The sequence below is a fragment of the Mesorhizobium amorphae genome, assembly GCF_014843845.1.
Classification (GTDB): Bacteria; Pseudomonadota; Alphaproteobacteria; order Rhizobiales; family Rhizobiaceae; genus Mesorhizobium; species Mesorhizobium amorphae_A.
Genome location: NZ_JHQS01000061.1, coordinates 149,160 through 175,699, shown reverse-complemented (window position 1 = coordinate 175,699; position 26,540 = coordinate 149,160). Strand labels below are relative to the sequence as shown.

Sequence of the window (26,540 nt, the reverse complement as noted above, 5' to 3'; positions counted from 1 at the left end):
GACTCCCGACCGACGTGCGGCGGGAGCCTGACTGGAGCGCTGGAGGTGCGCTCTGGGAGGTCCAAGCATGACCCGAAGACGAGATACCTACTGTCGGATCATGCCTAGCAGAACTCAAAAAACATTCGGCGTGTTGCTCACTGGCGCGGCATTGGCGATCATGCGGACTGCGCGGTCTCTATGCACGCCGGACTGGGCGGCAATGACGCGCAGGCAATCCGCGCTCTCGGCACCCCAGGCCTGGCCCTTGCAGGCAAAATCGATCTCCGGCATCGGCAGCCGTGCTGTCTTGACCGTGGTCGAGGCGCCGTCGATGACGTTGGCTGGCGGATTGAACGAAGCGAAGGCCGGACCGGCCGCCGGCGTGAATGCCATGATTGCGAAGGCGCAGGCGCCCATCATCATGAACATCACCATCGGATGATCGCTGGCGCGCTGGCGCAGTGCCAGCTTCGGACGCCTGTCATTGCGCTCCGGCGCTTGCCTGCCGCGGTCGCTGTTGGCGTGAACCTTCGTAAACATCGCCTTTCCCTTCGTTATTTTTGTCTTTGCTATAAAACGAACTTAATCGCGCCTGGTAACGGACGAACGACGCGCAAAGGTTGCCCGTGTAACAGGCAGGAAACAAGAAAATCGGGCATATCCGGGCACAACCGGGCAAGCGCCGATGGTCTGTTTCGTTTGCGAAGCTGTTTCATGTGCATGACCAGGGTGTTGCCTAGACGGTGATAGCGTTGAGCTATGCCCGGACCTGCCCGGCCAGACTATGAGCAAGATCACACTCCGGGCGGCAGTCTGCCGGCACCGGGGGCTTTTTCCTCGGAAATGCGTTCATTTTTCCAGGCGCGGCGCCCGCGAATCTCCGCGCCAGGCGCATCTTCCACAACCGGCGCTAAGGCCCGGATTTTCCGGGATTTTCTCCCGCCGGGCCAGATCCAGGCCTGCCCAATTCAGTCAGCTCGCAATCTTTGTATTTCCACAAGCCATTGCATTTCAAAGAAAAATATGATTTTATTGAATGAGTATTCAACAAATGAAGAGCCTTTGATGAACCCGCACCTCCGTGACGTGGCGATCCCCAACAATTGGGACCGGCGGGGTCTGCCGGGCTGGAGTTACCACTCCAACGCCCTTCTCGAACTTGAGAGGGAATACGTCTTCCGCAACCACTGGCAGATCGCCGGCCATGTCTCCGACGTGCCGAATGCCGGCGACTATCTGACCATGGATGTGGTCGGCGAGCGCGCCCTGATCGTGCGCGGCAAGGACGGCGTCGTTCGCGCCTTCAACAACATGTGCCGGCACCGCGGCAGCCGCGTCGTCGCCGACAGCCAGGGCACCTGCAAGAACGCGCTCGTCTGCCCCTTCCATGGCTGGGTGTACAATCTCGACGGCACGCTGCGCGGTGCTGCCCGTCCGCGCTCCTTCCCCGATCTCGACAAGACCGAGTTCGGCCTGATGCCGCTCGACCTCGAAATCTGGATGGGCTTCATCTTCATCCGCTTCCGCAAGGGTGGCCCGCAGTCGTCGGTGGCCGAGCTGCTGAAGCCGATCGAGGCCGAGATGGCTCACTACAACGTTGCCGAGATGGTACCGTCCTGGGGCATCTGGACGCAGAAGTCGCCCGTCAACTGGAAGTCGGTACGCGATGTCGACAATGAAGGCTACCACGTCGCCATGGCGCATCCGGCGCTGCAGGATCTCTACGGCGCGACCTATTTCGACGAGCCGTTCATCAACGGCGTGTCGCGCTCCTTCGCCACCTACAATCCGCATGCCGGGCGGCGCTGGAGCGTGCGGGAATACATCAAGCTCACCCCCGACGCGTCGCATCTGCCGGAGCACCTGCGCAGAGCCTGGATCTATTACGGCATCTTCCCCAACAACGCCCTGTCGATTATGCCGGAATCGGTGCAGTTCTATCAGGAGTTCCCGCTGTCTACCGGCGAGACGCTGCTGCGCGGCGCGATCTACCGCTATCCCGATGAGACCAGGGAGCAGGCGGCGGCACGCTATCTCGCCTACCGCATCGACCGTGACACGATGAACGAGGACGTGCAGCTTTCGGTATGGTCGAACGAATCCATGCTGTCGGAGGCGTTCGAAGGTTTTTACCTCTCCGACCTCGAATACGGCGTGCGCACCCACCACGACCATTTACGCAAGCAGATCCCGGTGCTCGGGCTCGAGACCGCGCCGGAGGAGAAGGACATGTGGGGATTGAACGACGCGCTGAGGTCGAGGGGGTAGCATCCTCTCCCCGTTCTACGGGGAGAGGATGCCGGCAGGCAGGTGAGGGGCAGCGCCGGCTTTTGAGATTATCGCTTTAATCGGACGATAGCTTATGGCGTCGAAGGCCACAGCCAATCACTAGGTTCAGCGCCGCCCCTCATCCGCCCTTCGGGCACCTTCTCCCCGTGGAACGGGGAGAAGGAAGAACTTCACCCTCCCCAAACCCCTTCCTTCCTCAGAACTTCCATCGTGCGCGAAATGCCTTCGCGCAGGATCGCGACCATGTCGTCGATCTGCTCCCGCGAAATGATCAGCGGCGGCGACATCACGCACATGTTGATCAGCGGCCGGACCAGCAAGCCGAGCTCATGGCAATGTACGTCGAGGCGCTTGCCGACGTCCTTGTCGAGCTTCAGCGGATCCTTGCTCTCGCGATCGGCGACGCATTCGACGCAGCCCATCAGCCCAATGCCGCGCACCTCCCCGACCAAAGGAAGTTCCTCCAACGTCTTCAGCTGCGCCTGGAAATAGGGCGCGACCTCGCGCGTGTGGGCAAGCACGCTCTCCTCGAGGATATCGAGGTTCTTCAGCGCCACCGCGCAGCCGATCGGATGGCTGGTATAGGTCAGACCATGGCCGAACAGCGCGTCGGGGTGGTTCGAGCGGCGCAGTTCCTGCAAAATCCGCTCCGAGATGATGACGCCGCCGAGCGGGAAATAGCCTGATGTGACGCCCTTGGCGAAGGTGATCATGTCGGGATCGATGCCGAACATTTCGCCGGAGGCAAAGACGTGGCCGAGCCTGCCGAAGCCAGTCACCACCTCGTCGGAGATGTAGAGGATGCCGTTGTAGCGGCAGATTTCGCGGATGCGCTTCAGGTAGCCATCCGGCGGCACCACGACGCCGCCCGAGGCCTGCACCGGCTCGCCGACGAAGGCGCCGATCCTGTCGGCGCCGATGCGCGCGACCGTGTCGCGGAACTGATCGACCAGGAAATCGGTGAACGCCTCTATGCTCATGCCTTGCGGCCGGCGGAACGGGTCCGGCGAAGAGAGCTTCACGACCAGTTCGTCGGCGCCATCCATCCAGTGGCGGTCGCGCGGGCGGCCATTGAGCGAGGCCGACAGATAGGTCGAGCCGTGATAGGCGCCGCCGCGGCTGAGGATCAGCTTCTTTTCAGGCCGCCCCCGCACATTGTTGTAGAACTGCATGAAGCGCAGTGCCGTCTCCACCGCCGAGGACCCGCCGGTGGTGAAGAAGACATGGCTGAGATCGCCCGGCGCATGACCGGCGATGCGCATGGCAAGCTCCGCCGATGGCGCGTTCATCGTGTACCACGGCGTGTTGTAGGACAGCGCCATCGCCTGGTCGTACATCACCTTGGCCAGTTCCTCGCGGCGGTGGCCGACATTGATGCACCACATGCCGGCCGGTCCGTCGATCAGCCTTTTGCCCGATGCGTCGGTGATGTAGATGCCCTCGCCCTCGCCGATCAGCGCGCGCGCCTCGGTGCCGACCGAGCCGGCGAACGGCCAGGGTTGGACGAGATGGCGCTTGGCCAGTTCGACGGCGTCGACATCGGCACCGGCCGTTTCCTTCGCCTTCAGGTCTCTTGCAGCCGCCATCTTCGCCTCACATGCTCTCGTGACAATTTTCAGCGGACACGAAGTCAAGCTCCAAGCCTTGGGAAAAGCAGCTTTCTTCACTTCATTTTGAATGTCCGTTCAATCAATATTACAGAAATAGCGCTTGATTTCAATCGCCGGATGCGCGCATGATGAAAGAAAGCCGGCAAGCAAGGAGCGCGCCGAAAATCGTGCTCCTTGCATAAAATTGGGAACAGGCGACCGGCGCCAACAATGGGATGAGCATGGCAGGACAGTCCGAGCCAGCAACCGAGATCACGCCGGGGGCGCTGCAATGACGGCGGCTGCCGAGGGGTCGCCTGCACGGCGCATGACACGGGCCAGGCGAAACGCCCTTCTGCAGTCCGAACCCGTCCAGGGCTTTGCCCTGATCAGCCCCACCTTCCTCTATGCCGTCATTCTTCTGGTCCTGCCGATCCTGGTGGTCATCGCCCACTCCTTCTGGACGCAGAACTATCTCACCATCGACCGAACCTTCACGCTGGAGAACTACCGGATCGCGCTGACCGAGCCGATCTATCGCGACCTGCTCTGGCGCTCTCTCTACATCTCGCTGATGGTGAGCTTCTTCACGGTCGTGCTCGCCTACCCGATCGCCTACTTCATCTCGTTCCATGGCGGCCGTCACAAGAGCCTGTGGCTGTTCCTGATCACCATTCCGTTCTGGACCAGCTATCTGCTGCGCGTGATGTCGTGGAAGGTCATCCTCGGCTACAATGGCGTGCTCAATTCCGGCCTGATGGGCCTCGGCATCATCGACGAGCCGTCGACAGCGCTGCTCTACAATTCGACCGCCGTCATCATCACGCTGACCCATGCCTGGGCGGCCTTCGCCATCCTGCCGATCTTTGTGTCACTGGAAAAAGTCGACCGCACGCTGGTCGAGGCGGCCAAGGACCTCGGCGACGGTCCGCTCCGTTCCTTCCTGCGCGTGACGCTGCCGCTGTCGGTGCCAGGTATCATCTCGGCGGCACTCATCGTCATGATCCCGACGGTCGGCGACTATGTCACGCCGAAGCTTGTCGGCGGCAAGGACGGCGTCATGATCGCCAACGCCATCCAGGCGCAGTTCGGCAAGGCGTCCAACTGGCCGCTGGGCGCCGCACTTTCCGTCACCACCATGCTGATCGTGACGCTGATCGCCGGCGCCATGGTGCTGATCATCCGCGCCGCGCAGAGGCTGGCGCGATGACGGCGTTGCGGCGTTTCCGGCCGGGCGCTGGCTGGCTGTCGGCCTATGCCTTCCTTTATGTGGTGTTCCTCTATCTGCCGGTTATCTTCCTGCCGATCTTCTCGATCAACACCGCGGCAACGCCGAAATTCCCGCTCTCCGGCTTCACCCTCAAATGGTACGAGGACCTGCCGCGCACGCCGGCACTGCTCGACGCCGCCTGGAACAGCCTGGTCGTCGGCGTCTCGGCGTCCATCCTCGCCACCGTCTTCGGCATCCTCGCCGCCCGCTCCATCACCCGCTACCGCTACCCCGGCCGCCGCGCCATCAACGGCCTGATCATGGCGCCCCTGGTGCTGCCGGAAGTCATCGTCGCCATCTCGATGCTGCTGGTGATGCTGCAGCTCGGCCTCAGCCTGTCGCTGTTCACCGTCGTGCTCGGCCATGTCCTGGTCTGCATCCCCTATTCGATGACGGTGCTGACTTCCGGCTTCGAGGGCTTCGACCGCAGCCTGGAAGAGGCCTCCGCCGATCTCGGCGAGAGCGCCTTCGGCACCTTCCGGCGGGTGACGCTGCCGATGGTGGCGCCAGCGATCATCTCCAGCCTGCTGGTCTGCTTCACCATCTCGCTCGACGAGTTCATCATCGCCTTCTTCCTGACCGGCACCGATGCGACGCTGCCGATCTACATCTGGGGCCAGCTGCGTTTTGCATCGAAGCTGCCCGGCGTGCTGGCGTTGGGCACGCTTCTGCTGGTCGCCTCTTTCCTGCTGATGACCGTTGCCGAAATCCTGCGCCGCCGCGCGGCCAGGCGCACACAGAACGAGGGAGGCCTCTATGCCTGAGCAGTCCCAGGCCGCCCGGCCTCATCAATCCGAACGGCCCCCGCTTTCCGAACGACCCATGATCGAGATCCGCAACGTCACCCGCAGCTATGGCGCCTTCAAGGCGTTGGACGATGCCACGCTGACCATCAAGGAAGGCGAGTTCTTCTCGCTGCTCGGCCCATCCGGCTGCGGCAAGACCACGCTGCTGCGCATGATCGCCGGCTTCGACAATCCGACCACCGGCTCGATCGCCGTCGGCGGCCAGCCGATGGAAGGCATCCCGGCCAACCGCCGGCCGACCAACATGGTGTTCCAGAGCTATGCGATCTTTCCGCACCTCAATGTCGAGCAGAATGTCGCCTACGGGCTGAAGCGGCTGAGGCTAGAGGGGACGGAGGAAAAGCGCCGCGTCGAGGAGGCGCTGGCGCAGGTGTCGCTGACCGGCCTCGGCAAGCGTCTGGCCACCGAACTCTCCGGCGGCCAGCGCCAGCGCGTGGCACTTGCTCGCGCCTTGGTGATGCGGCCCAAAGTGCTGCTGCTCGACGAGCCGCTGTCGGCGCTGGACAAGAAACTGCGCGAGCAGATGCAGGTCGAGCTGCGCCGCCTGCAGCAGGCGGTCGGCATCACCTTCGTGCTGGTCACGCATGACCAGTATGAGGCGCTGGCCATGTCGGATCGCATCGCCGTGATGTTCGGCGGCAAGATCGCGCAGATCGCCTCGCCCAAGGAGATCTACCAGCGGCCGGTCAATCGCCAGGTGGCCGACTTCCTCGGCGGCATGAATTTCGTCAAGGCCGAGATCGTCGAGGAGGACGGCGCCTCCTTGGTCGTCGACACGCTGGGCTTCGGCCGCGTCAAAACCGACAAGCCGAAGGCCTTTGTCCGCAATGGTGGAGCCGCCACGCTCGGCATAAGGCCGGAGCGCCTGCGCGTGCTGTGGGACAATGCCACGGCGAAATTCGAAGTCGCCGGCAAGGTGGTCGAGCGCCACTATTTCGGCGAGATCACCCATCTTATCGTCGAGATCCCCGGGCTGGAAAAGCCGCTCTCGGTGACCGAGACCAATGATTTCGGCGCCGACGACATCCCGGTCGGCACCTCGATCCGCCTGGCTTACGATCCCGAAGCCCTGGTGGCGATGGCGGATTGAAACTCTCCGATAATCCTTCGCGCTGCGATGCGGCCCGCGACGATCGCGCCCTCGACATAGCCAGGAAATGACGGCGACACTTCCGACGCTGCGAAATGGACGGGCGGCGCGCCGGCCAGGATCGTGCGTTCGGCATCCGTCTCCGCAACGTCGACAATGAGATCGCTGTAGGCGCCACCGCTCCAGCGATCATGCGTCCAGTCGCGCTGGTTGAAATCGAGGATATCGGACGCGTCCGGGCCGAGCGCTTCCTCCAGCCTTGCCGTCACTTCGGCGCGCAGCGCTGCATCGCTGAACTCGCGCCAGCGCAGCGCAAGCGGTCCGCCGACGAAGACGACGAGCGCGGCATGGTCCGCATCCTTGCTGGTGTCACAGGCAAACAGTCCCGGCCGGTCGCGCCACATCACCATGCCGCTCAAGCCGCGGTCGCGCCAGAATGGAGTTGCGTAGCGCACGAGGATCTTGATCACCGCGCCGCTCTCCCAAACGTCCAGCGCCCTCTTCAAGTTGACCGGCAGAGATGGTGCGAAATCGAGTTTCGCAGCTGTCGCCGGCGGCAGCGCGACCAGGACCTGGCGCGCTTCGATCGCGCCGCTGGCCGAGATAACACGGACGCCTTTCGGCCCGTGCCCGATCTGCGTCACAGGCTCATTCAGCCGCAGCCGGCCGCCGAGGTCGCCGGCCAGATCATCGGCCAGCGATTGCATGGTTTCACGCAAGGAATACTGCAGCTCCGGCACCTCGTTGGTGATCCGGCGGTCATTGTCGATCAGATGCCAGAGCGGGACCTTCTCCAGCGCCAGGCACCACAGGCCTTCGATCATCGAGCGGAAGGCTGCCTTGGCATCGGCTGTATCGTTCTGGCGGTCGAGCCAGGCTGCAACGGTCAGGCCGGCAATCGCGAGATCGCCAGGCGCGATGGCATTCATTCGCTCGCGGATCGCCATCGCAGCGAAATAGGTCCGCTCGGCCTCCTGCGGCGACATTAACGGCCGCGCGATGAAATCGCCCTCGACATAGGTGGCGGCCAGCGTCTTGCCGCGCGCCTCGACCAAAGCCATTAGTTCCGGCATGTCCTCGCACAGGAACTGGCCGCCGCTGTCGATGCGTTCGCCAAGGCCATTCAGGCTCGATTCCACACGGCCGCCGACGCGGTCGCGTGCCTCGAGCAGCACGAAACCGATGCCGGCTTTTTGCAGCTCATGCGCGGCCGACAGACCGGTGAAGCCGGCGCCGACGATGACGACGCCGATTCTTTCGATTTCCTTGCTCAATAGCCGGCCTTGATCTTCTCGAACTCGGCAACCATGCGCTGCTTGAGCTCCGCCGCCACCGGCTGCTGGAACAGCGTCTTGTCGAGAAACTTGTCGAGATTGTCGAAGCCGCGCTCGACCAGGATGCCGTGGTCGATCGCCGCCATGCCGGCGCCATTGCCGTGGCCGTAGCCGAAGGTCTTGACCATATAGTCCGACACGTCAGGCGCATTGACCGCGTTGAGGAAATCATAGGCCTGGTCGAGCTTGCCGGGCGCATCCTTCATCAGCACATAGCCGCACACCCAGGTCGACAGGCCTTCCTTGGTGTCGCGGTTCATTTCGATCGGCACGCCCTGGCCCTTCAGCGTTACGAAGGTCTCGTTCCAGCCCCAGGCAAGATCGACCTCGTTGCCGGAAAAGGCCTGGTTGATGTCGGTGTCGTCGGTCCAGTAGAAGCGGACGTTCTTATGCACCGCGCGCAGGAAATCGGACGCCTCTTTGAACTGCGCGTCCGTCATCTTGGTCCAGTCCTTCAGCCCGATGACCAGGCTTGCCAGAGCATAGGCGTCGTCGACATTGTCGCCGATGGTGACGCGACCCTTGAATTTCGGATCGGCGAATATCTTGAGCGACTGCGCCTCTTCCTTGGTGACATTGTCGGTCCGGTAGAGCAGCGAGGTGTTGCCCCAGTCGAAGGGCATGAACCAGGCCTTGCCGTCGGCGGTGACCGCCAGATCCTTCATCGCCATGATGCCGGGATTAAGGTCCTTCCAGCCTGATATTTTCGACGTGTCGAGCGGCTGCAGCATGCCGGCATCCCGCCACTTGACCACGCTCTGCGAGCAGGGATGCGCGATGTCGGCCTTGAAGCCGGCACGCATCTTCTCGAACGCCTCGTCCTCGTCGCCGAAGAAGGCAAAGATCGGCTCTGCGCCGTATTTGGCGGCGTATTCGGGATGCAGCAACGGATCCTCGTAGCCCGACCAGTCGAACACGACGAGATCGCCGCCGCCTTCGGCAAGCGCGTAGGCCGCACCCGCGCCGATGGTGCAGGCGGCGGCCAAGGCAAGGCGGCGAAGCATGGATTTCATGGCGCGAACCTCCCCCATCGCGAAAACGGCACGGCGACGTTAGGAGAATTTCCGCGCTTTGGCGAGCCCGTCGGCCCTGCCATGTCGGCGGGCGGACGGGCCCGTCGGAGCAGCCTCAATAGCCGGCTTTGATCTTCTCGAACTCGGCGATCATCTTGAGCTTGAGATCGGAGGGCACAGGCGACTGGAACAGCGTCTTGTCGACGAATTTCTGCACGTCGTCATAGCCCTTTTCCTTCAGGAGCGCCTGGTCGACGCCGGCCATGCCCTTGGCGTTAGCCTGGCCATAGCCCCAATCCTTGACCAGCACCTTGGCGGTTTCCGGATCGTTGATGGCGTTCAGATAGTCATAGGCCTTGTCGACATTGTCGGGCGCATCCTTGAACAGCACATAGCCGCAGACCCAGGTCGAGATACCCTCGGCGGTGTCCTTCTTGGCCTTGATCGGCACGCCGGCGGCGACCGACTGCACCGTGGCGTCATTCCAAGCCCAGGCGAGATCGACCTCGCCACCGCTCAGCTGCTGGACGATGTCGGTGGTATCGGTCCAGTAGGAACGGATATTCTTGTGCACCTGGCGCAGGAAGTCGGATGCCTGCTTGAACTGGTCGTCCGTCATCTTGGTCCAGTCCTTGAGGCCGATGGCGAGGCTGGCCAGCGCGTAGGCGTCGTCGACATTGTCGCCGATCGAAACCCTGCCCTGGAACTTGGGATCGGCGAATGCCTTCAGCGACTGCACGTCCTTCTCGTCGACCTTGTCGGAATTGTAGGTCAGCTGCGTGTTGCCCCAATCCCAGGGCATGAACCAGGCCTTGCCGTCGGCGGTGGTGGCAAGATCCTTCATCGCCATGATGCCGGGATTGAGGTCCTTCCAGCCCGTTATCTTCGAGGTGTCGAGCGGCTGCAGCAGCCCTGCCTCGCGCCATTTCACCACGCTCTGCGAACAGGGATGACCAAGGTCGGCCTTGAAGCCGGAGCGGACCTTCTCGAACGCCTCGTCCTCGTCGCCGAAGAAGGTGAATGTCGGCGAGTCGCCGTTCTTCTCGACATATTTCGGGTGGAAGCTGGGGTCTTCGTAACCGGACCAGTCGAACACGATCAGGTCCTTGTCGGCGGCAACGGCGAGCGCCGCCGCCGAAGCCGCCAGCGTTGCACCCAGTGCCAATGTCAGTGTCAGGCGTCGGCTGAGTATCTTCATTGCTGTTCCATCCTCTTTTTGGTTGTTGATGCCGGCTTGATGCCGCCGGCTTTCTCACGGGTAATGCTTTGGAAATGCCGCCGACAGGAACGCGTTCGCCGCCTGCAGCGCGCTCTCGCGGGTGACGTCCTCGGTCCCCATCATCAGCCGCAGCCACAGGCCTTCCAGCATGGCGCTCAGCACCAAGGCGATGACTTGCGGCTCATAGGCATAGCCGCCACTCTCTTTGAGCGTTGCGCAGAGATCGATGAAGATCTTCTGGTAGGCCGCGTCGCGCGCGCCGCAGAGCGCCTGATAGGTCGGCCGCGACTTGGCCTCGCCCCAAAAGGCGCACCAGGCGGCCAGCTTGCGCTTGTTGCAGATCGAACGGTCGAAATCGGCAGCGACCAGCGCCCGCAACTGGTGGGCCGGATCCTCGCCGGCCTTGGTCAATGCGGCACGCCAGTGCGCGGCATATTCGTCGGCCATGTATTGCAACGTGGCGACGAGCAGCTTGTCCTTGCTTTCGAAGTGAAAGTTGACGATGCCGCGCGACAGGCCCGCGCCATCGGCGACATCGGCCATCGTCGTTTCCGAATAGCCGCGCTTGGCCAGCGAATCGATCGTCGCCTCGATCAACTGCTGCTGCCGGACCTCCTTCGAGGCCTTGCGGCCGCGCTTTTCAGCGTCACCTTTTCGCGGTGGTTCAGGCGGAACATCCCTGGCTTCTGCGGTCTTCATCGGCGTCATGATCTCCAGCATTGCCGGCTACCCAACCGGCTTTCGACCGCGAAGATGAGTGGGACGGTGTTCACCACTGTCAAGCACCTTCTGCATGGCTTCCCAGGTCCGGATGTTCTTGTCGACATAGGCCGCGCCGACCGCGGCCGCGACCGTCGGATAGAGCGGACCTTTCAGCCTCTCCAACTCGCCGCGGGCGACCTCGCGATACCAGGGATTGCGGTCGCGAATGGTGACGTCGGCAAAGCCTGCCCGCCGCATCGCCTCAGCGTAGCGTACCGGCGAGGCCATGGCGAAGGACAGGCCTTCGGCCGCGACATAGGCCTTCATCTCGGGCGACGGTTCGCCATCATGCGAGATCATCCAGTTCGATGCCGCAAACATTCCGCCCGGCTTCAGCACGCGAAAGATTTCGGCAAACAGCGCGTCCTTGTCGGACACATGCAGCAGCGCATCCTTGGAGAAAACGACGTCGAAGGAAGCATCCGTGAAAGGCAACGGACCGGGCGGCGCCTGGACGAAGCTGACGCGGTCGCCGAGACTTTGTGCGGCCGCGCGCCGGCGTGCCGTCTCGATCACTGGCCGTTCGACATCGAAGCCGATGGCGTGAGCGGTACCGTGGTGCTCGACCAAATGCAATGTAGTGCCGCCGGCGCCGCAGCCGATGTCGAGGATCGTCTTGCCCGCGAGCGACAGGCCTTCGACGACCCGGTCGACCTCGTCGGGCCCGCCCGGCGACAGATAGCCGGCGCCCCAAAGCGCCTCCAGGAAGCGGATGGCGGCGTCGTCATATTCCGGCTCGGCGTCCGCCGTTTCGATCATCTGACCTCAGCTCCGACTGCCTGCTGGACAGTCCAGAATGTCGGCAAAGCCTAGCGCATAAACAGGAAAATGCAACATCATTTGTTGAACATTCATTCAATATGACTGGACAAAACGACTGAAGCCGTGCCAAATTCCGAGCATTCGGGAACAGATCACATAAAAATGAACGGTGAGATCGCCATGAAGGCTCGGCGTATATGAAGGCGTGGGATGCGATCGTCATCGGTGGCGGCCACAACGGGCTGGTCAACGCCTGCTACCTGCAGCGCGCCGGCCTCGACGTGCTGGTGGTGGAGAAGAACGACTGGGTCGGCGGTGCGGCCACCAGCAGGGAACTGACGCCCGGTTTTCTCTATTCCAACTGCTCCTATGTCTGCTCGCTGTTCCGGCCCGAGATCATGCGCGACCTCGAGCTGCCGCGCTTCGGCCTGCAGGTGATTTCCTATGAAGGTGGTGCGGTGTTCACCAGGGATGGCGACTATCTCGCAAACTACCGCGATCACGACGCCCATCGGCGCGAGTTCGCCCGTTTCTCCAAACGCGATGCCGAAGCCTATGACCGCTATGCCCGAGACGTGACGCGGCAGTGCCGCTTCATTCAGCCGCTGCTGATGCGCACCGCGCCGGACCCGACAAGCTTGCGGCCGCGCGACATCGGCGAGTTGCTCTATCTCGGCAAGAAATTCGCCGGACTGTCGGCGGAAGAAATGGCGCTGACGCTGCGCTTCTGGACCATGTCGATCTCGGACTTCCTCGACGAATATTTCGAGACCGACGTCATCAAGGCGAACTTCGCGCTGTCAGGCATCATCGGCACCGCGCTTGGGCCGATGTCGCCCGGCACGGCCTACGTGCTGCTCCACCACTATATGGGCGAGGTCGACGGTTCGGTCGGCGCCTGGGGCTATGCGCGCGGCGGCATGGGCGCTGTCACCAAGGCGCTTGCCGCCTCCTTCAAGGCTTCCGGCGGCACGATCCGCACGGGAGCCGAGGTCGATCACGTGCTGGTCAAGCGCGGCAAGGCGAAAGGCGTGGTGCTGGCCGGCGGCGAGGAGATTTATGGCAAGCTCGTCGTCTCCAACGCCGACGTGAAACGCACCTTCTTGAAACTGGTCGAAGAAAAGGAACTGCCCGACATCTTCCTGCGCCGGGTCAGGAATTTCAAGATCCGGGGCTCGTCGGGCAAGGTCAACATCGCGCTGGATTCGCTGCCCGAATTCCCGGCGCTGCCGAAGGATTCGCCGGTCTATCGCGGCGATATGCATTTCACCGATTCGATGGAACGCATGGAGCGCGCCTATGACGACTGGAAGGCCGGGCGCTGGTCGGCCGACCCGTTCCTCGACATGGTCATCCCGACGACGCTCGACCCGACCATGGCTCCGCCGGGCAAGCATTTCATGAGCTGCTTTGTGCAATACGCGCCACCCAAGGTGAACGGCCACGACTGGACCGACGCCGATCGCGACGGGTTCGCGGAAAGCGTGATTGCGCAGATCGCCGAGTACTCGCCTGGCTTCCGCGACCGCATCGTCCACATGGAGGTGCGCACGCCGCGCGAAATCGAGGCCGAGGTCGGGCTGACCGAAGGCAACATCTTCCAGGGCGAACTGACTTTCGACCAGCTTCTGTTCAATCGTCCGGTGCCCGGCTACGCGCAATACCGCTCGCCGCTCAGTGGGCTCTATATGTGCGGCTCCTCCACTCATCCCGGCGGCGGTGTCATGGGCGCGCCCGGCCGCAATGCCGCCGCCGAAATCCTGCGCGATCTCGCTAAATCAACCTCGCATATGAGCCCCGCCCATGACGTCATTTGATGCGATCATCATCGGCGGCGGCCATAATGGCCTTGTCGCCGCTGCAGTGCTGGCGAAGAGCGGCCGCAAGGTGCTCGTGCTGGAGGCTGCCGACGATGTCGGCGGCGCTGCCCGCACCGAGGAGTTCGCGCAGGGCTTTCGTGTCTCCTCCGTCGCCCATGTGCTCAACCGGCTGCATCCCGATGTGGTGAAGACGCTTGAGTTGGAAAGACACGGCCTGCAGGTCGCGCGCGACGATTTCGCCCCGTCCGTGGCGCTGTCGAAGGACGGTCCGCTCGTCCTCTATGGCGCCTATGGCGAGGTGCTGACCGGCGCCAGTTCGTCCGAGCAATCGGCATGGAAGGAATTGCGCGCGCAACTGCTGCGCTATGCCGGCATTTTGAAGCCGTTCTTGTCACGCCGCCCACCTGATCTCGCCGGCATGTCGCTGCTTGAGACGGCAGCACTTGGCCAGACAGCGCTGGCGCTGAAGAAACTCGGCAAGGAGGACATGCGCGATTTCCTGCGCGTGCTTTTAATGAATGTCGCCGACCTGATCGACGAGCAGCTCTCGGACGACCGGCTGAAAGGTCTGCTTGCCTTCGATGCCACGCTCGGCAGCCATCTCGGTCCGCGTTCGCCGACCTCATTGCTCGGCCTCTACTACCGGCTTGCGGGCGAAACGGGCGGCATCGCCGGCGCGCAGATGCTGCCGAAAGGCGGCATGGGCGCGGTCGTCGCCGCCATCCGCGCAGCGGCGGAGAGGGCCGGCGTAACCATCCGCGCAGCGTCACCTGTCGCCAGGATCATCGTCGAAGAAGGTCGCGCCGTCGGGGTCGCGCTCGAGAGCGGCGATGTGCTGCATGCGAAAACGATCGTCTCCGCGGTCAATCCGGCAACAACCATCCTCGATCTCGTCGGACCGCGCGAGGTCGACACCGGCTTCGTGCGCAAGGTGAAAAATATCCGCATGAAGGGCGATGCGGCCAAGCTCAATCTGGCGCTCGACCGGCCGCCGCAGTTCGCCGGTGTCGACGCCGCCGGCCACAAGGGCCGCCTGGTCATCGCGCCCTCGCCCGATCAAGTCGAGCGTGCCTTCAATCCCTGCAAATATGGCGAGTTCTCACCTGAACCCGTGATGGAGATTACGCTGCCCAGCCTCGCCGATCCGTCGCTTGCGCCCGCCGGCGCCTGCGTGCTGTCGGCGGTCGTGCAATATGCGCCCTATGTGCTGAAGGAAGGCTGGAGCGCGGGCAAACCGAAATTCCTGAAGGCGACTATGGCTCAGCTCGAGACTTACGCGCCGGGCATTTCCAAGACCGTGCTTCACATCGAACTTTTGACACCGGCCGACATCGAGGCGCGTTACCGGATGCCCGGCGGTCACTGGCATCACGGCGAATTGCAGGCCGACCAGATGCTGATGTCGCGGCCAGTCTCCGGGTGGTCGGGCTACGACACGCCGGTCGAAGGGCTATTCCTCGCCGGCGCAGGCTCGCACCCAGGCGGCGGCGTTTCCGGCGCTCCGGGTTTGAATGCCGCGCGGCGCATTATCGCGATGAGGGGGTAGGGATGATCAACCAATCGGCCAAGCCCGTGCTCTACGACGCCCCCCTCTGTCCTGCCGGACATCTCCCCCACTTGGGGGGAGATTGGCTCTCATCAACGCTTTCGCCAATCACCAACGCTGCAGGAGATGAGCCGGCCATACGGCCAGCCGATCTCCCCCCTTGTGGGGGAGATGTCCGGCAGGACAGAGGGGGGCGCGAAGGAACGCCGTCATGAACCATCATCCTACCATGAACCCAACGACCGCCCGCACCGCTGCGCAATCTCATTTCCGCACCTTGCGCCTCGACACGCCGTTCCAGCCGCGCATCGATGCATTGGCGAGGACCCAGGACTGGTACAATTGGGCCGGCTACCGCGCCCCGCATTCGCTGTGGGACGAGGAACTGGAATATTTCGCCATCCGCAGTCAGGCCGCCCTGTTCGACATCTCGCCAATGACGAAATACCGCATCGAGGGTCCCGACGCCGAGGCCTTCCTCAACCGCGTCACCTTGCGCGACGTGACCAAGCTCAAGCCGGGCCGCGTCCACTACACCGCCTGGTGCGACGACGAAGGTTTTGTCCTCGATGACGGCACGCTGTTTAGGCTTTCCCCGACACGCTTCCGGTTATGCTCGCAGGAGCGGCATCTGCCCTGGCTACTCGACAGCGCCATAGGCTTCGGTGTGAGCATCGAGGAAGAAACTGAAGCCGTTGCCGGCCTCGCCCTGCAAGGCCCAACCTCGTTCGCCGTGCTGCGCGATGCCGGTTTCGCAGGCGTGGAAAAACTGAAGATTTTCGACCTCGCCGAGTTCCCACATGATGGCGACACGATCACCATTTCGCGCACCGGCTTCACCGGCGACCTCGGCTACGAACTGTTCGTGCCAACCGAGAAGGCGCTAAGCCTCTGGGACCGGCTGATGACTGCCGGCGAATTGCGCGGCATCCGCGCCATCGGCTACACGGCGCTGAACCGCGCCCGGCTGGAGGCCGGGCTGATCGTCGCCAATGCCGACTTCACCACCGCCGGGCACGCCATCCGCGCCGACCGCTTGCGCATGCCCGACGAGATCGGCCTCGGCTTCATGATCGACGTGGAGAAAGGCCATTTCAACGGCCGCCGCGCCATCCTCGAAGCGCGGACGAAGCGGAAGCTGCGTCATGTGCTGGTCGGGCTGGAGATCGAAGGCAACATCCCGGCCGAACATGCCATCGTCTACCACAAGAGGAGCCAGGAGGTCGGGCTGGTCAGCGCCGCCATGTGGTCGCCGATGGCCAAGCGCAACATCGCCATCGCGTCGCTGGCAAGGCCTTTCGGCGACACGATGGTCGAAGACCTTTGGGTCGAGATCTACGCCATGCGCGAGCTGCAGTACCAGAAGCTGATGAAACGGGCCAAGGTGGTGCAGCGCCCCTTCATCAAGCTCGACCGCCGCACCGCCAACCCGCCGGCGGACTTCTGACCATGATCGACGAGGCCGAGCTAGAAGCCTCTGAGCAGTGGCAACTGGTCAACACGCCGCTCGGTGAAAAATGGTCGGGCCGCACGCGCTATGCCGCTGCCATGTTCTTCTACAAGCGCGGCGAGATGAGCGCCGAGACGCTCGAGGTCTATCGCATCTGCGCGCGGCTGGATTCCACCGATCCGTTACCGATCATCCGCGACCGCGGCGGCGGCCAGGATTGGCTGAAGCGCATGGGATCAGGCCAGTAGCGCCGATCTACCCTATTGTCCGCTCGAGCATGCCGATCCAGTTGCGGTAGGCGATCTTTTCGATCAACGCGCGCCCGAAGCCCCGCGCGGCGAGCGCGTCGATCAGCTTCGGCAGGCCGGCGACATCGCCTATGACGGCCGGAATCATCGCGCCGTCGAAGTCCGATCCCAGCCCGACGCCGTCCTCACCCAACGCCTGCAGCAGCGAGTCGACATGGCGCACCATGATCTCGAGTGAGGTGTCGGCGTTCATCCTGCCGTCCTCGCGCAGGAAGCCGGTGGCGAAGTTCAGCCCGACCATGCCGCCACTTTCGCGGATGGCGCCGAGCTGCCAGTCGGTAAGGTTGCGGGAATGGCCGCAGATCGCGTGCACGTTGGAATGCGTGGCGACCAGCGGCGCATCACTGATTTCAGCGACGTCGCGAAAACCCTTCTCGTTGAGATGCGAGAGGTCGACCATGATCTTGAGCTGGTTGCACGCCTTGACCAGCGCCTTGCCGGCATCGGTCAGACCGGGTCCGGTGTCGGGCGAGGACGGAAAACGGAACGGCACGCCGTTGCCGAAGGCATTCGGGCGGCTCCAGACGATGCCGAGCGAACGCAGGCCGGCGGCGTGCAGAACGTCGAGCATGGTGAGTTCGGGATCGATCGCCTCGACGCCCTCGATGTGGAACACCGCCGCGATCGAGTCTTTCGCCATCGCGTCGCGCACATCGCCGGCGCTGCGGCAGACGGTCAGCGCTCCGGCCCGCTCCAGCCGAAACAGGATCGAGGCCATGGCGATGGTCGAGGTGAGGGCTTCACTGCGCGGAAGCTCGGGCGGCAAGGGCTCGTTGTCGCTCGGCGCCGGCGGCACCGCGGCGCGTTTGGTTTTCTCGACCGGCGGCGGGAAGATCGCGAACATGCCGCCGGCAAAGCCGCCCTTGTTGGCGCGCGGCAGGTCGATATGGCCGCCCTGCGTCCCCTCGATGAATAGCTTTTCGACATCCGCACCCTTCGACTGATAGAGCCTCAGCAACGTATCGTTGTGGCCGTCGAAGACGGGGACGAGATCGGTTTCGGTCATCAGGAAGCCATTCGGTTGAGGGGCCGCAGGCCGGGAGCAAGCCTGCGGGCGATACCTCTACTTAGGCAAGATGGACAAATCGCGCAAATGCCAGACAGGTGATTGCGTTTGTTTCTGCCCGCGCGGCCGTGTGTCTCCGCGCGGACAAACGCCTATTGCTTCAGCACGTCGGCCCATTCCGGATGGCGGCGGAACTGGGCGTTGGCGAAAGGGCAGAGCGGGATGATCTTCTTGCCGGCCGCGCGCGCGTCCTCTACGGCGCGGGTGACGAGCCGAAGCCCCGCGCCCTGGCCGCGAAACGCATCCGGCACCTCGGTGTGGTCGATGATGAGCTGGTGCTCGCCGATCTTGGTGAAGGTCATCTCGGCCTCGGCACCGCCAGGTCCGCGCAAGAAATAACGACCCTTGGAGCCGCGGTCCTCCAGTTCGATCTCAGGCAATTGGTCAGGCATTGCTTAGGCTCCTTCAACAGGCACGCCGGCGAAGAACCGCCGGGCGGCCTCGATTTCATTCGGCCGCACCTCGTGCCCGCCCTCATGCCACTCCACAGTGACATCGGCGCCATCGGCGCGCAAATAGGCCTCGAGCCGCGACGTCAGGTTGGGCGGACAGATCGGGTCGCGCTTGCCGGCAGTGACCAGGATGTGGCGGCCGGCAAGGCTGCCTTTCACCTCCGGCTCGAACGGGATCAGCGGATGCATCAGCACCGAGGCATCGAACAGGTCGGGTGCCGCGAACACCACCGAGGCCAGGATGTTGGCGCCGTTGGAATAGCCGAGCCCAAGCACCGACGACGGCTTTGCTGCCTCGACCTGCGCCCTGACGAAGCCCGCCATCTTGTCCGTGGCCCGAGACAGGTCATCCATGTCGTAGACGCCCTCGGCGGTGCGGCGGAAAAAGCGTGCGGCGCCCATTTCGGCAACGTCGCCGCGCGGCGACACTATCGTTCCGTCTGGAACGAGATCGCGCCCGAGCGAAAGCAACTGGCTCTCGTCTCCGCCGGTGCCATGGAAGACGAAGAGCAGCGGGCCGCCCGGCGAACCGGGCAGCAGCTTGTGGATGTAGGCGTCCTTGCTCATAGCCCTCAACCCTCCAGCTTCTGCAGATGCTGTTCGAGATAGGGCCTCAGATGCTGGTGCTGCGCCGGCAGCTTCAGCGCCTCGCCGAGATGGGCAGTGTCCTCATCGCGGTCGAAGCCCGGCTCATTGGTGGCGACTTCGAACAGCACGCCACCCGGCGTGCGGAAATAGATCGCCCAGAAATAATCGCGGTCGATCACCGGCGTCACCTGATAGCCAGTCTCCATCAGCGCCTTGCGCACTTCGAGCTGCTTCGCGCGGTTTTCGACGGCGAAGGCGACATGGTGGACCGAACCGGCGCCGAGATTGGCGAAAGCGGCACCCGGCAGCGATTCGATGTCGACGACATCGGCGCCGTTGCCGTTCTTGACCGCCAGCCGCCGGACATTGCCGGACTTGTCGACCTCCTCATAGCCCATGAACTTCAGCAGCTCCTCGGTGGCACCGCCATCTTTCAGGCGCAGCGACACCGAGTGGAAGCCACGGATCGCTTCGTCGGCAGGTACGCCGCCCTTCACCCACGGCGCACGGCTGTCCGCCTTGTCCTCGACCAGCGCGAAGCCGTCGCCATCGGGACCGGTAAAGGCCAACCGCTTCTCGCCGAACGCTTCTTCGCGGGACAGCCCGGCAACGCCCTCATCGGCAAAACGCTTCTCCCAATAGGCAAGCGTGCCTTCGGGCACGGAATAGACGGTGGTGCCGACTTCGCCGACGCCATGGCGGCCCTTGCCGATGTTCGGGAACGGAAAACAGGTCATCACCGAACCCGGCGTGCCGACCTCGTCGGCATAGTAGAGGTGGTAGACGTCGGGCGCGTCGAAATTGACGGTTTTCTTGACCCGGCGCAGGCCAAGCTTCTTGGTGAAGAATTCATTGTTCTGGCGCGCATCGCTGGCCATCGAGGTGACGTGATGCAGGCCCTTGATCTGGTCGAGCATTTTTCTGCTCCTTCCCTTGGTACTTGTGCGGCCCATGCCGCTGTCCATGCCAATATGAGGATAGGCACGCCGGCGGCCAAGGACGCAAACACAGAATGGACTGTGCTGTAAAAGTGAACGAAGAAGCGCGTTTTGTTCACCAGTCACGAACCTACTCCGGCTTGCAACGGTCCGGAATTTCGGCTCCATGAGCGGCGCGCCTTCATCCAGTGAGGAGACCCAGATTGGCCAAGTCCGGTAGACGCCCAAACATTCTCCTAATCACCTGCGACCAATGGCGCGGCGATTGCCTGTCCGCCGCCGGCCATCCCGTGGTGAGGACTCCGAACGCCGACGCGCTTGCTGCCGACGGCGTCCTGTTCCGACGCCACTATGGCGGAGCCGCACCATGCTCGCCGGCGCGTGCCTGCCTCTACACCGGCCTCTACCAGATGAACAACCGCGTCTGCCGCAACGGCACGCCGATCGACGCTCGCCACGGCAACATCGCGCTCGCGGTCAGGGCCCTCGGTTATGATCCGACGCTATTCGGCTACACCGACGTCTCGCTCGACCCGCGCCGCCTGGCGCCTGGTGACCCCAGGCTGAAGAGCTACGAGGGCGTGCTGCCCGGCTTCAGCGTACGACAGTTCCTGCCCGAGCACCAGAAACCCTGGCTGTCATGGCTGAAGGCGCGCGGCGTCGAAACCGGCGCCGGCTTTCCCGACATCCATCGCCCTGTTGGTGGAGAGGCCGGAGATGACGTGACCCTAACGCCGCCCGTCTATTCGAAGGACGAGACGCCGACGGCCTTCCTCGCCGGAGAGTTCATCCGCTGGCTCGGCGAACAGGAAGGCGGCGCGCCATGGTTCGCACATCTCTCCTTCATCAGTCCGCACCCGCCCTTCATCGTGCCGGAGCCCTACAACACACTATACGATCCCGCCGACGGTCCGGCCTTCCGCCGTGCCGAGAACTGGCAAGCCGAGGCCGAGAGCCACCCTTATCTGGTTTACGATCTCGGCCGGCAGAAGCGAAAAAACTTCCGGCCTGGCAGCGAAGGCAAGGTGCGCGACTGGGGCGACGACAATTTTCGCGCCATCCGCGCGCTCTATTACGGCATGATCTCGGAAGCGGACGCACAACTCGGCCGCCTCTGGCAAGCGCTCAAGGCGGCAGGAGCCTGGGACGACACAATCATCGTGCTGACCTCGGACCACGCCGAGATGATGGGTGATCATTTCATGCTGGGCAAAGGCGGCTTCTTCGACGGCAGCTTTCACATCCCGCTGATCATCCGCGACCCGCGCCTGAGCGATGTATCAGGCAGCCAGGTCGACCGCTTCACCGAGGCCGTGGACATACTGCCGACGCTGCTCGACCTGCTCGGCCAGGATCCGCCGCCACATCTCGACGGATTTTCGCTGAAGCCGTTCCTGGAGGGCGAGACGCCCAAGGACTGGCGCGACGCAGCACACTGGGAATTCGATTTCCGCTCGATCGCCGGCGGCGAACCCGAACGCCATTTCGGCATTGGCTCGCGCCAGTGCAATCTTGCCGTCATCCGCACGGAAGATTTCAAATATGTGCATTTCGGCGGCGGCCTGCCGCCCCTGCTGTTCGACCTGACGAAGGACCCCGGCGAGTTGACCAACATGGCCACCGATCCGGCCTATGTCGCGGTGCGGCTCGAGTTTGCCGAAAAACTCCTAGCCTGGCGCGCCGCCCATCTCGACCAGTCACTAGCGCTGGCCGAACTGACGGAAAATGGCGTTGTGGGATACATCAGTAGGCAGTAGGCAGTAGAACATCCCGAACGACCTGGTGCTTGGCCAGTTCTTCTTCGCCTACTGCCCCATTGCCTACTCCCTACTCCCTATTCCCTTACTTCACCATCATCCGCTGCTGGTCGCGCTTCTCGGCGTAGCTGCCCTTGTCGTAGGCGGCCTGTGCCTCAAGCTGCTCCTTGGTGAAGGTGGTGTAGAGATACTTCTTGCCGTCCTTGTCGGTCATGAATTTGAGATTGTCCATGCCGACAGCCACTTCCTTCTCCCCGACGCCGAGGAAGCCTCCAACGTCGACGATGACCGCGTCAGTCTTGCTGTCCGGCGCCAGCACGACATCGCCAATCTCGCCGACCTTGACGTCGTTGGCGCCGTAGACGGTCGTCCCTTTGAGGTCATCACCTCTGATTTCGCCGACCGGCATCTCTGTCAGCGTCGACTTGTCGATCGCCGCGGTTTGCGTGGGGTCGGTTGCCTTCACATCGGGCGCGGGGGCAGCCGGAGCCTCAGCTGTTACTTCGGGCGCAGGGGCGGCCGGAGCCTCAGCTGTCTTCTCCCCCGGGGCCGGAGCGGTCGTTGTCGGGGCGGCGGCCTTCGGGACCTCGTTCGAGGCCGTGCTGGCCGCCGGTGCCGGATCATAGGCCTTGCGGTTGAAGTCCGGCTGCGCCTGCAGCTCTTCCTTCGTCGTCTGCACGACCAGCCAGCGATCGCCGTTCCGTTCGGCCCATTGCGTCTTTGCGAAGTCATAGGCGACGTTCTTTTCGCCCAGGCCAAGGAATCCACCGACGCCGATCACAAGCGACTGCGCCTGGTTGTCCTTGGTCAGAACGATGTCGTTCACATCGCCAATACTCTGGGCGTCGTCAGCGGTGCCGTTATAGACGGATTCGCCAATGATGTTGGTAGCCAGGTTCCCATCCGCCTTCTTCACGACAGGTTCGGCCGGCGCTGCATTCATGTCGACGGGCTTCTGTGCTCCGGTAGCGTCGGTGGAAGACGTATCGGTCGTTGCTGGCGGGACAGGATCGTAAGGCTTCCTGTCGAAGTCCGGCAGCGCCGTCAGCGCTTCCTTCGTCGTCTCCGCGACCAGCCAGCGGTCGCCGTTCTTCTCGACCCATTGCAGCTTGTCGTAGTCGAACGCGACATCCTTCGCCCCGATGCCAAGAAAGCCGCCGACGCCGATGACAGCGGATTTCGCCTTGCCGTTTTCGTCAAAGGCAATATCGCTGACCTCGCCGATGCTTTGGGCATCGTCGGCCGTGCCATTATAGACGGATTCACCGATGATGTTGGTCATCAGGCTGCCTTCTGCGCGCACCACCGGAGCCGCGGGAGCAGTCTCGGTGGCGGGTGCCTCTGCAGGCGCTGGGGTTGTTGCTGTCTGTGCGAAAGCACCGGTTGCAATCAGCGTTGCCAGCGCGGTCGTCGCTAAAAGAGTGCGGATCATGATCGTCTCTCCTCGTGCCTGATTTCTGTGTGCCGAGCCCAGACGAGACGTCCGCCTCGGCATCCTCCTACTGGTTCACAACGTCGTGACCACGCTGTTGTTCCGAAATTAGGCGTGCTCGGCACATCCGGATAAGTCGCAGGAAACCTTGCGGGATTTCGCCCCCAGCCAGGGGAACCTTTCATCGGCCACTTCGTTTCAGCCTTTGGCTGGGACCTTCCCGGCCCGATGGATTGTGAAGAAAATCGGAGCGGGTATGCGATTTGCAGCGGTGCTGAACCGGGACGGCGGCACCTTGCGCACGACCGATCTCCCGGCCTTTTCCGATCAAATGCGCAGGACGCTGGAGGCAGCGGGCCATTCCATCGACGTCGATATCGTTGCCGGCGGCGACATCGAGGCCGCGCTGGAGAAAGCCGCGGCGCGGCGTGGTGTCGACGTCGTGCTTGCCGGTGGCGGCGACGGCACCATCTCGGCCGCGGCGGCCCTGCTGATGAACCGCAAGAAGGCATTGGCCATCCTGCCCGCCGGCACCATGAACCTTTTCGCCCGTGGGCTCGGCATCCCGCAAACGCTCGACGCCGCCGTGAAATCCTTTGCCGACGGTGAGGTGATCGCCGTCGACATTGCCAGCGCCAACGGCCGGCCTTTCGTGCATCAGCTCTCGATCGGCCTGCATGCAAAAATCGTGCAACTGCGCCAGAAGATGGAGTTCGGCTCACGCCTGGGAAAGATGCGGGCCTCGGTACGTGCCGCCTGGGCAACCATCAAGAACCCGCCGGCCATGAAGGTGACGCTGACCATTGGCGAAGCCGAGATCGTCACCCGTACGACCGGCATCGGCATCTCCAACAATCTGTTCGGCGAGGGCCACCTGCCCTATGCCGAAAATCCTACCGGCGGCGTGCTCGGCATCTACGTTGCAGTGGCGCGGCAGCGTGGCGAGTTGGCCAGGTTCTTCCTCGACATGGCGCGCGGCAGATGGCGCGACAGCGAGCATGTCGAAATCCACCAGGCCGACAGGGCGGTCCTGAAAATCCATTCGGCAGCAAAAAAATTCCGCGCCGTCATGGACGGCGAGCTGATCAGGCTCGAGCGTGAAACGGAAATCCGGATCCACCCCGGCGCGTTGAACGTGCTTGTGCCCGCGCGCGCCGCTCAGGCCAGGGCGGCGTGATGCAGCCCGACGCCATGAAGCCGCAGCTAGCCGGCGGGTGCCTGGTCTTGTTCGGCGGGCGTGTTGGTGTCGATCATCTCGCCATAAATCTCGGCGATGCCCCATGCGACAAAAGCCAGAAGCAGGGCCGCGATCAGAATCCTGAGGCCGTGCCGCCCCCAACGTCCTTGACGGGCCTTATCTTCAGGGATGATTTTCATAGTCGGCTCCCCCATGGTTTTGCGCCGGCGGACGAGACTGGCAAAGCATGGTCGGGTAACGATTCCTTGCTACGAAGGTTCCGCGGGCAGCCGCGTCTGACGGCATGGCGGCTTGCGACCACAAACCCGGGTATTTGGGGGCTCGGTGGACAACAGGGTTGAAAAAGCACCGGCTCTGCCGGCCGAAGTCTTCGACGCCGTAACCGCGCCGGACCGGCTTGCCGTCCTCCATGGCCTCGATGCGCTCGATACGGCAGCTGATCCAGACTTCGATCGCATCAGCGGCCTCGCCGCGGCCGTCATGCAGGCGCCTGTCGCGCTGATCACCCTGGTTGATGCCGAGCGGCAGTGGTTCAAATCCTGCATTGGCTTCGACGAGACCGAAACGGCGACCGAAATATCCTTCTGCGCCCATGCGATCGCCGCCGGCGACGAGCCGATGGTGGTGGCCGACGCCACCCTCGACCCTCGCTTCGCCGGCAATCCGCTGGTCACCGGCCAGCACCATGTCCGTTTCTACGCCGGCGCGCCGATGGTGGTGGCCGGCACCCGCATCGGCACGCTCTGCGTGCTCGACCGCAAGCCTCACGCCTTTCCTTCGGCCGCCAAGCTCGAGCAATTGAAGGCGCTTGCCGGCCTTGCCGCCAGCCTGTTCACGCTGAAGGACGCCACCCGCAATGGCGCCATCGCCGCGGCCGCACTTGAGCGCGAGGAAAAGCGCCGCGCCATCGCGCTAGACGCCGCATCGCTCGCCAGCTGGGCCTGGGACATCCGCACCGACATCATCGAATGCGATGTGCTGCTGTCGGAGCTGTTCAACCTGCCGCATTCCAACCGCCTGAGGGCCCGCGACATCCTGGCCGCCATCGACCCGCGCGACGTCTACCAGACCGAGACTCGCTTTCGCGACGCGCTGACCGGTAGCGACGACTACTTTGGCGAATATCGCGTCAAGGGCATACATCCGCCGCGCTGGGTTGCCACGCGCGGCCGTGTCATCGAGCGCGATGGCGACGGCAAACCGACACTGATCTTCGGCGTCAACTACGACATCACCGAGCGCAAGCTCGGCGACGAGCGGCAAAGGTTGCTGTTGCGCGAGCTGAACCACCGCGTCAAGAACACGCTGGCGACCGTGCAGGCGCTGGCGACACAGACCGTTCGCCATGCCCGCCAGCCCAGCGAATTCCTCGAAGCCTTCGGCGCCAGACTGCAGGCGCTGGGAGTTGCCCACAATCTGTTGTCGGACCGTGAATGGCGCGGCATCGGCATCAGGGAGCTGGTGCAGATCGAGGTCAAACCGTTCGACAGCACCGAGCGGCCGCGCATGACAATTTCCGGCGTCGATCTCCTGCTGACGCCCGACCAGGCGGTTGGGCTGGGCCTGATCCTGCACGAGCTTGCCAGCAATGCGCTGCAATACGGATCGCTGTCGGTGGCGTCCGGAAGGGTCGATCTCACCTGGAAGGCCGAAGGCAAAAGAGGCGCGCGGCGCCTGGTGCTGACCTGGCGCGAAAGCGGCGGCCCGCAGGTGGAGCCCCCTGACCGCCACGGCTTTGGCTCGATCCTGATCCGCCGAAGCCTGGCCAAGGTCATCTCCAGCGAGGTGACCCACGAATACCGCCCCGAGGGCGTCTTTGCCGAAATCTCCATGCCGCTGGAGGATCTGCCGAAGTAAGCCCGAATCTAA

The 26,540-nt window shown here is 63.4% G+C and carries 24 protein-coding genes; 11 read left to right on the top strand and 13 right to left on the bottom strand.

Annotation, left to right across the window (positions count from 1 at the left end):
* Positions 1-114 precede the first annotated feature (114 nt).
* On the bottom strand, positions 115-522 hold the full coding sequence (locus DH08_RS27370; protein WP_192182325.1) for a hypothetical protein: 408 nt from the start codon (positions 520-522) through the stop codon (positions 115-117).
* A 525-nt stretch (positions 523-1,047) separates the two neighbouring features.
* On the opposite strand from DH08_RS27370, the gene DH08_RS27365 reads away from it, so the two are divergent.
* Positions 1,048-2,250 carry an aromatic ring-hydroxylating oxygenase subunit alpha gene (locus tag DH08_RS27365; protein WP_192182323.1) on the top strand — a complete coding sequence of 401 codons (1,203 nt, stop codon included), beginning with the start codon at positions 1,048-1,050 and terminating at the stop codon, positions 2,248-2,250.
* Positions 2,251-2,441: 191 nt separating this feature from the next.
* Here the strand turns inward: DH08_RS27365 and DH08_RS27360 are convergent, their stop codons facing one another.
* On the bottom strand, positions 2,442-3,857 hold the full coding sequence (locus DH08_RS27360) for an aminotransferase (RefSeq protein WP_192182321.1): 1,416 nt from the start codon (positions 3,855-3,857) through the stop codon (positions 2,442-2,444).
* A gap of 295 nt (positions 3,858-4,152) precedes the next feature.
* Between DH08_RS27360 and DH08_RS27355 the strand changes: the two genes are divergently transcribed.
* Genes DH08_RS27355 through DH08_RS27345 form a run of 3 tightly spaced genes read left to right on the top strand, consistent with a single transcriptional unit; the run spans position 4,153 to position 7,026 of the window.
* A complete protein-coding gene (locus DH08_RS27355) occupies positions 4,153-5,070 on the top strand; it encodes an ABC transporter permease (protein ID WP_192182319.1) in 918 nt (305 codons plus the stop codon).
* Positions 5,067-5,894, top strand: coding sequence for an ABC transporter permease (locus DH08_RS27350; RefSeq protein ID WP_192182317.1), 828 nt, complete (start codon positions 5,067-5,069; stop codon positions 5,892-5,894). Before DH08_RS27355 ends, DH08_RS27350 begins: the two co-directional genes overlap by 4 nt.
* Positions 5,895-5,952: 58 nt before the next feature.
* A complete protein-coding gene (locus tag DH08_RS27345; protein WP_192182315.1) occupies positions 5,953-7,026 on the top strand; it encodes an ABC transporter ATP-binding protein in 1,074 nt (357 codons plus the stop codon).
* On the opposite strand, the gene DH08_RS27340 is transcribed toward DH08_RS27345, so the two are convergent.
* The 5 genes from DH08_RS27340 to DH08_RS27320 all read right to left on the bottom strand — a co-directional run bounded on the left by DH08_RS27340 (position 6,990) and on the right by DH08_RS27320 (position 12,113).
* Entirely contained in the window at positions 6,990-8,300 is a 1,311-nt protein-coding gene (locus DH08_RS27340; RefSeq protein ID WP_192182313.1) for a flavin monoamine oxidase family protein, read from the bottom strand. The genes DH08_RS27345 and DH08_RS27340 overlap by 37 nt on opposite strands.
* Positions 8,297-9,373, bottom strand: a complete 1,077-nt coding sequence (locus DH08_RS27335) for an extracellular solute-binding protein (RefSeq protein ID WP_192182311.1) — start codon at positions 9,371-9,373, stop codon at positions 8,297-8,299. The genes DH08_RS27340 and DH08_RS27335 overlap by 4 nt, the downstream gene beginning before the upstream one ends.
* A gap of 115 nt (positions 9,374-9,488) precedes the next feature.
* The gene (locus DH08_RS27330; RefSeq protein ID WP_192182309.1) at positions 9,489-10,571 is read right to left on the bottom strand and encodes an ABC transporter substrate-binding protein; all 1,083 of its coding nucleotides are present in this window, start codon (positions 10,569-10,571) and stop codon (positions 9,489-9,491) included.
* Between the two features lie 54 nt (positions 10,572-10,625).
* Complete coding sequence (gene betI, locus DH08_RS27325; RefSeq protein WP_192182308.1) at positions 10,626-11,312, bottom strand: transcriptional regulator BetI; 687 nt, start codon at positions 11,310-11,312, stop codon at positions 10,626-10,628.
* Between the two features lie 6 nt (positions 11,313-11,318).
* Positions 11,319-12,113 carry a class I SAM-dependent methyltransferase gene (locus tag DH08_RS27320; RefSeq protein ID WP_192182307.1) on the bottom strand — a complete coding sequence of 265 codons (795 nt, stop codon included), beginning with the start codon at positions 12,111-12,113 and terminating at the stop codon, positions 11,319-11,321.
* Between the two features lie 200 nt (positions 12,114-12,313).
* Between DH08_RS27320 and DH08_RS27315 the strand changes: the two genes are divergently transcribed.
* From DH08_RS27315 to DH08_RS27300, 4 genes are all read left to right on the top strand, one after another.
* Positions 12,314-13,933, top strand: a complete 1,620-nt coding sequence (locus DH08_RS27315; RefSeq protein ID WP_192182306.1) for a phytoene desaturase family protein — start codon at positions 12,314-12,316, stop codon at positions 13,931-13,933.
* On the top strand, positions 13,920-15,482 hold the full coding sequence (locus DH08_RS27310) for a phytoene desaturase family protein (RefSeq protein ID WP_192182305.1): 1,563 nt from the start codon (positions 13,920-13,922) through the stop codon (positions 15,480-15,482). Before DH08_RS27315 ends, DH08_RS27310 begins: the two co-directional genes overlap by 14 nt.
* Positions 15,483-15,693: 211 nt before the next feature.
* Positions 15,694-16,929 carry an aminomethyl transferase family protein gene (locus DH08_RS27305; RefSeq protein ID WP_192182304.1) on the top strand — a complete coding sequence of 412 codons (1,236 nt, stop codon included), beginning with the start codon at positions 15,694-15,696 and terminating at the stop codon, positions 16,927-16,929.
* Between the two features lie 2 nt (positions 16,930-16,931).
* Positions 16,932-17,180 (top strand): hypothetical protein, encoded by a 249-nt coding sequence (locus tag DH08_RS27300; RefSeq protein ID WP_192182303.1) that lies wholly within the window; start codon positions 16,932-16,934, stop codon positions 17,178-17,180.
* Between the two features lie 7 nt (positions 17,181-17,187).
* Here the strand turns inward: DH08_RS27300 and DH08_RS27295 are convergent, their stop codons facing one another.
* The 4 genes from DH08_RS27295 to DH08_RS27280 form a co-directional block, all read right to left on the bottom strand.
* Positions 17,188-18,246: a dipeptidase gene (locus tag DH08_RS27295; protein ID WP_192182301.1), complete on the bottom strand. Its 1,059-nt coding sequence runs from the start codon at positions 18,244-18,246 to the stop codon at positions 17,188-17,190.
* Between the two features lie 152 nt (positions 18,247-18,398).
* Positions 18,399-18,698 carry a GNAT family N-acetyltransferase gene (locus tag DH08_RS27290; protein WP_006200562.1) on the bottom strand — a complete coding sequence of 100 codons (300 nt, stop codon included), beginning with the start codon at positions 18,696-18,698 and terminating at the stop codon, positions 18,399-18,401.
* A 3-nt stretch (positions 18,699-18,701) separates the two neighbouring features.
* The gene (locus DH08_RS27285; RefSeq protein ID WP_192182299.1) at positions 18,702-19,325 is read right to left on the bottom strand and encodes an alpha/beta hydrolase; all 624 of its coding nucleotides are present in this window, start codon (positions 19,323-19,325) and stop codon (positions 18,702-18,704) included.
* A 5-nt stretch (positions 19,326-19,330) separates the two neighbouring features.
* The gene (locus DH08_RS27280) at positions 19,331-20,263 is read right to left on the bottom strand and encodes a VOC family protein (RefSeq protein WP_192182297.1); all 933 of its coding nucleotides are present in this window, start codon (positions 20,261-20,263) and stop codon (positions 19,331-19,333) included.
* Between the two features lie 224 nt (positions 20,264-20,487).
* Between DH08_RS27280 and DH08_RS27275 the strand changes: the two genes are divergently transcribed.
* Entirely contained in the window at positions 20,488-22,041 is a 1,554-nt protein-coding gene (locus tag DH08_RS27275; RefSeq protein ID WP_192182295.1) for an alkaline phosphatase family protein, read from the top strand.
* Between the two features lie 85 nt (positions 22,042-22,126).
* Here the strand turns inward: DH08_RS27275 and DH08_RS27270 are convergent, their stop codons facing one another.
* Positions 22,127-23,473 (bottom strand): PRC-barrel domain-containing protein, encoded by a 1,347-nt coding sequence (locus DH08_RS27270; RefSeq protein ID WP_192182293.1) that lies wholly within the window; start codon positions 23,471-23,473, stop codon positions 22,127-22,129.
* Positions 23,474-23,729: 256 nt separating this feature from the next.
* On the opposite strand from DH08_RS27270, the gene DH08_RS27265 reads away from it, so the two are divergent.
* Positions 23,730-24,650, top strand: coding sequence for a diacylglycerol/lipid kinase family protein (locus DH08_RS27265; RefSeq protein WP_192182291.1), 921 nt, complete (start codon positions 23,730-23,732; stop codon positions 24,648-24,650).
* A 26-nt stretch (positions 24,651-24,676) separates the two neighbouring features.
* On the opposite strand, the gene DH08_RS27260 is transcribed toward DH08_RS27265, so the two are convergent.
* On the bottom strand, positions 24,677-24,850 hold the full coding sequence (locus DH08_RS27260; protein WP_246801010.1) for a hypothetical protein: 174 nt from the start codon (positions 24,848-24,850) through the stop codon (positions 24,677-24,679).
* A gap of 145 nt (positions 24,851-24,995) precedes the next feature.
* Between DH08_RS27260 and DH08_RS27255 the strand changes: the two genes are divergently transcribed.
* Positions 24,996-26,528 (top strand): HWE histidine kinase domain-containing protein, encoded by a 1,533-nt coding sequence (locus DH08_RS27255; RefSeq protein WP_192182287.1) that lies wholly within the window; start codon positions 24,996-24,998, stop codon positions 26,526-26,528.
* Positions 26,529-26,540: the final 12 nt, after the last annotated feature.

Bases quoted from the DNA above. Each gene is read 5' to 3' on its own strand.
- DH08_RS27370 (WP_192182325.1), bottom strand. From the start codon at position 522: ATGTTTACGAAGGTTCACGCCAACAGCGACCGCGGCAGGCAAGCGCCG.
- DH08_RS27365 (WP_192182323.1), top strand. From the start codon at position 1,048: ATGAACCCGCACCTCCGTGACGTGGCGATCCCCAACAATTGGGACCGG.
- DH08_RS27360 (WP_192182321.1), bottom strand. From the start codon at position 3,857: ATGGCGGCTGCAAGAGACCTGAAGGCGAAGGAAACGGCCGGTGCCGAT.
- DH08_RS27355 (WP_192182319.1), top strand. From the start codon at position 4,153: ATGACGGCGGCTGCCGAGGGGTCGCCTGCACGGCGCATGACACGGGCC.
- DH08_RS27350 (WP_192182317.1), top strand. From the start codon at position 5,067: ATGACGGCGTTGCGGCGTTTCCGGCCGGGCGCTGGCTGGCTGTCGGCC.
- DH08_RS27345 (WP_192182315.1), top strand. From the start codon at position 5,953: ATGATCGAGATCCGCAACGTCACCCGCAGCTATGGCGCCTTCAAGGCG.
- DH08_RS27335 (WP_192182311.1), bottom strand. From the start codon at position 9,373: ATGAAATCCATGCTTCGCCGCCTTGCCTTGGCCGCCGCCTGCACCATC.
- DH08_RS27330 (WP_192182309.1), bottom strand. From the start codon at position 10,571: ATGAAGATACTCAGCCGACGCCTGACACTGACATTGGCACTGGGTGCA.
- betI (WP_192182308.1), bottom strand. From the start codon at position 11,312: ATGCTGGAGATCATGACGCCGATGAAGACCGCAGAAGCCAGGGATGTT.
- DH08_RS27320 (WP_192182307.1), bottom strand. From the start codon at position 12,113: ATGATCGAAACGGCGGACGCCGAGCCGGAATATGACGACGCCGCCATC.
- DH08_RS27315 (WP_192182306.1), top strand. From the start codon at position 12,314: ATGAAGGCGTGGGATGCGATCGTCATCGGTGGCGGCCACAACGGGCTG.
- DH08_RS27310 (WP_192182305.1), top strand. From the start codon at position 13,920: ATGACGTCATTTGATGCGATCATCATCGGCGGCGGCCATAATGGCCTT.
- DH08_RS27305 (WP_192182304.1), top strand. From the start codon at position 15,694: ATGAACCATCATCCTACCATGAACCCAACGACCGCCCGCACCGCTGCG.
- DH08_RS27300 (WP_192182303.1), top strand. From the start codon at position 16,932: ATGATCGACGAGGCCGAGCTAGAAGCCTCTGAGCAGTGGCAACTGGTC.
- DH08_RS27295 (WP_192182301.1), bottom strand. From the start codon at position 18,246: ATGACCGAAACCGATCTCGTCCCCGTCTTCGACGGCCACAACGATACG.
- DH08_RS27290 (WP_006200562.1), bottom strand. From the start codon at position 18,698: ATGCCTGACCAATTGCCTGAGATCGAACTGGAGGACCGCGGCTCCAAG.
- DH08_RS27285 (WP_192182299.1), bottom strand. From the start codon at position 19,325: ATGAGCAAGGACGCCTACATCCACAAGCTGCTGCCCGGTTCGCCGGGC.
- DH08_RS27280 (WP_192182297.1), bottom strand. From the start codon at position 20,263: ATGCTCGACCAGATCAAGGGCCTGCATCACGTCACCTCGATGGCCAGC.
- DH08_RS27270 (WP_192182293.1), bottom strand. From the start codon at position 23,473: ATGATCCGCACTCTTTTAGCGACGACCGCGCTGGCAACGCTGATTGCA.
- DH08_RS27265 (WP_192182291.1), top strand. From the start codon at position 23,730: ATGCGATTTGCAGCGGTGCTGAACCGGGACGGCGGCACCTTGCGCACG.
- DH08_RS27260 (WP_246801010.1), bottom strand. From the start codon at position 24,850: ATGAAAATCATCCCTGAAGATAAGGCCCGTCAAGGACGTTGGGGGCGG.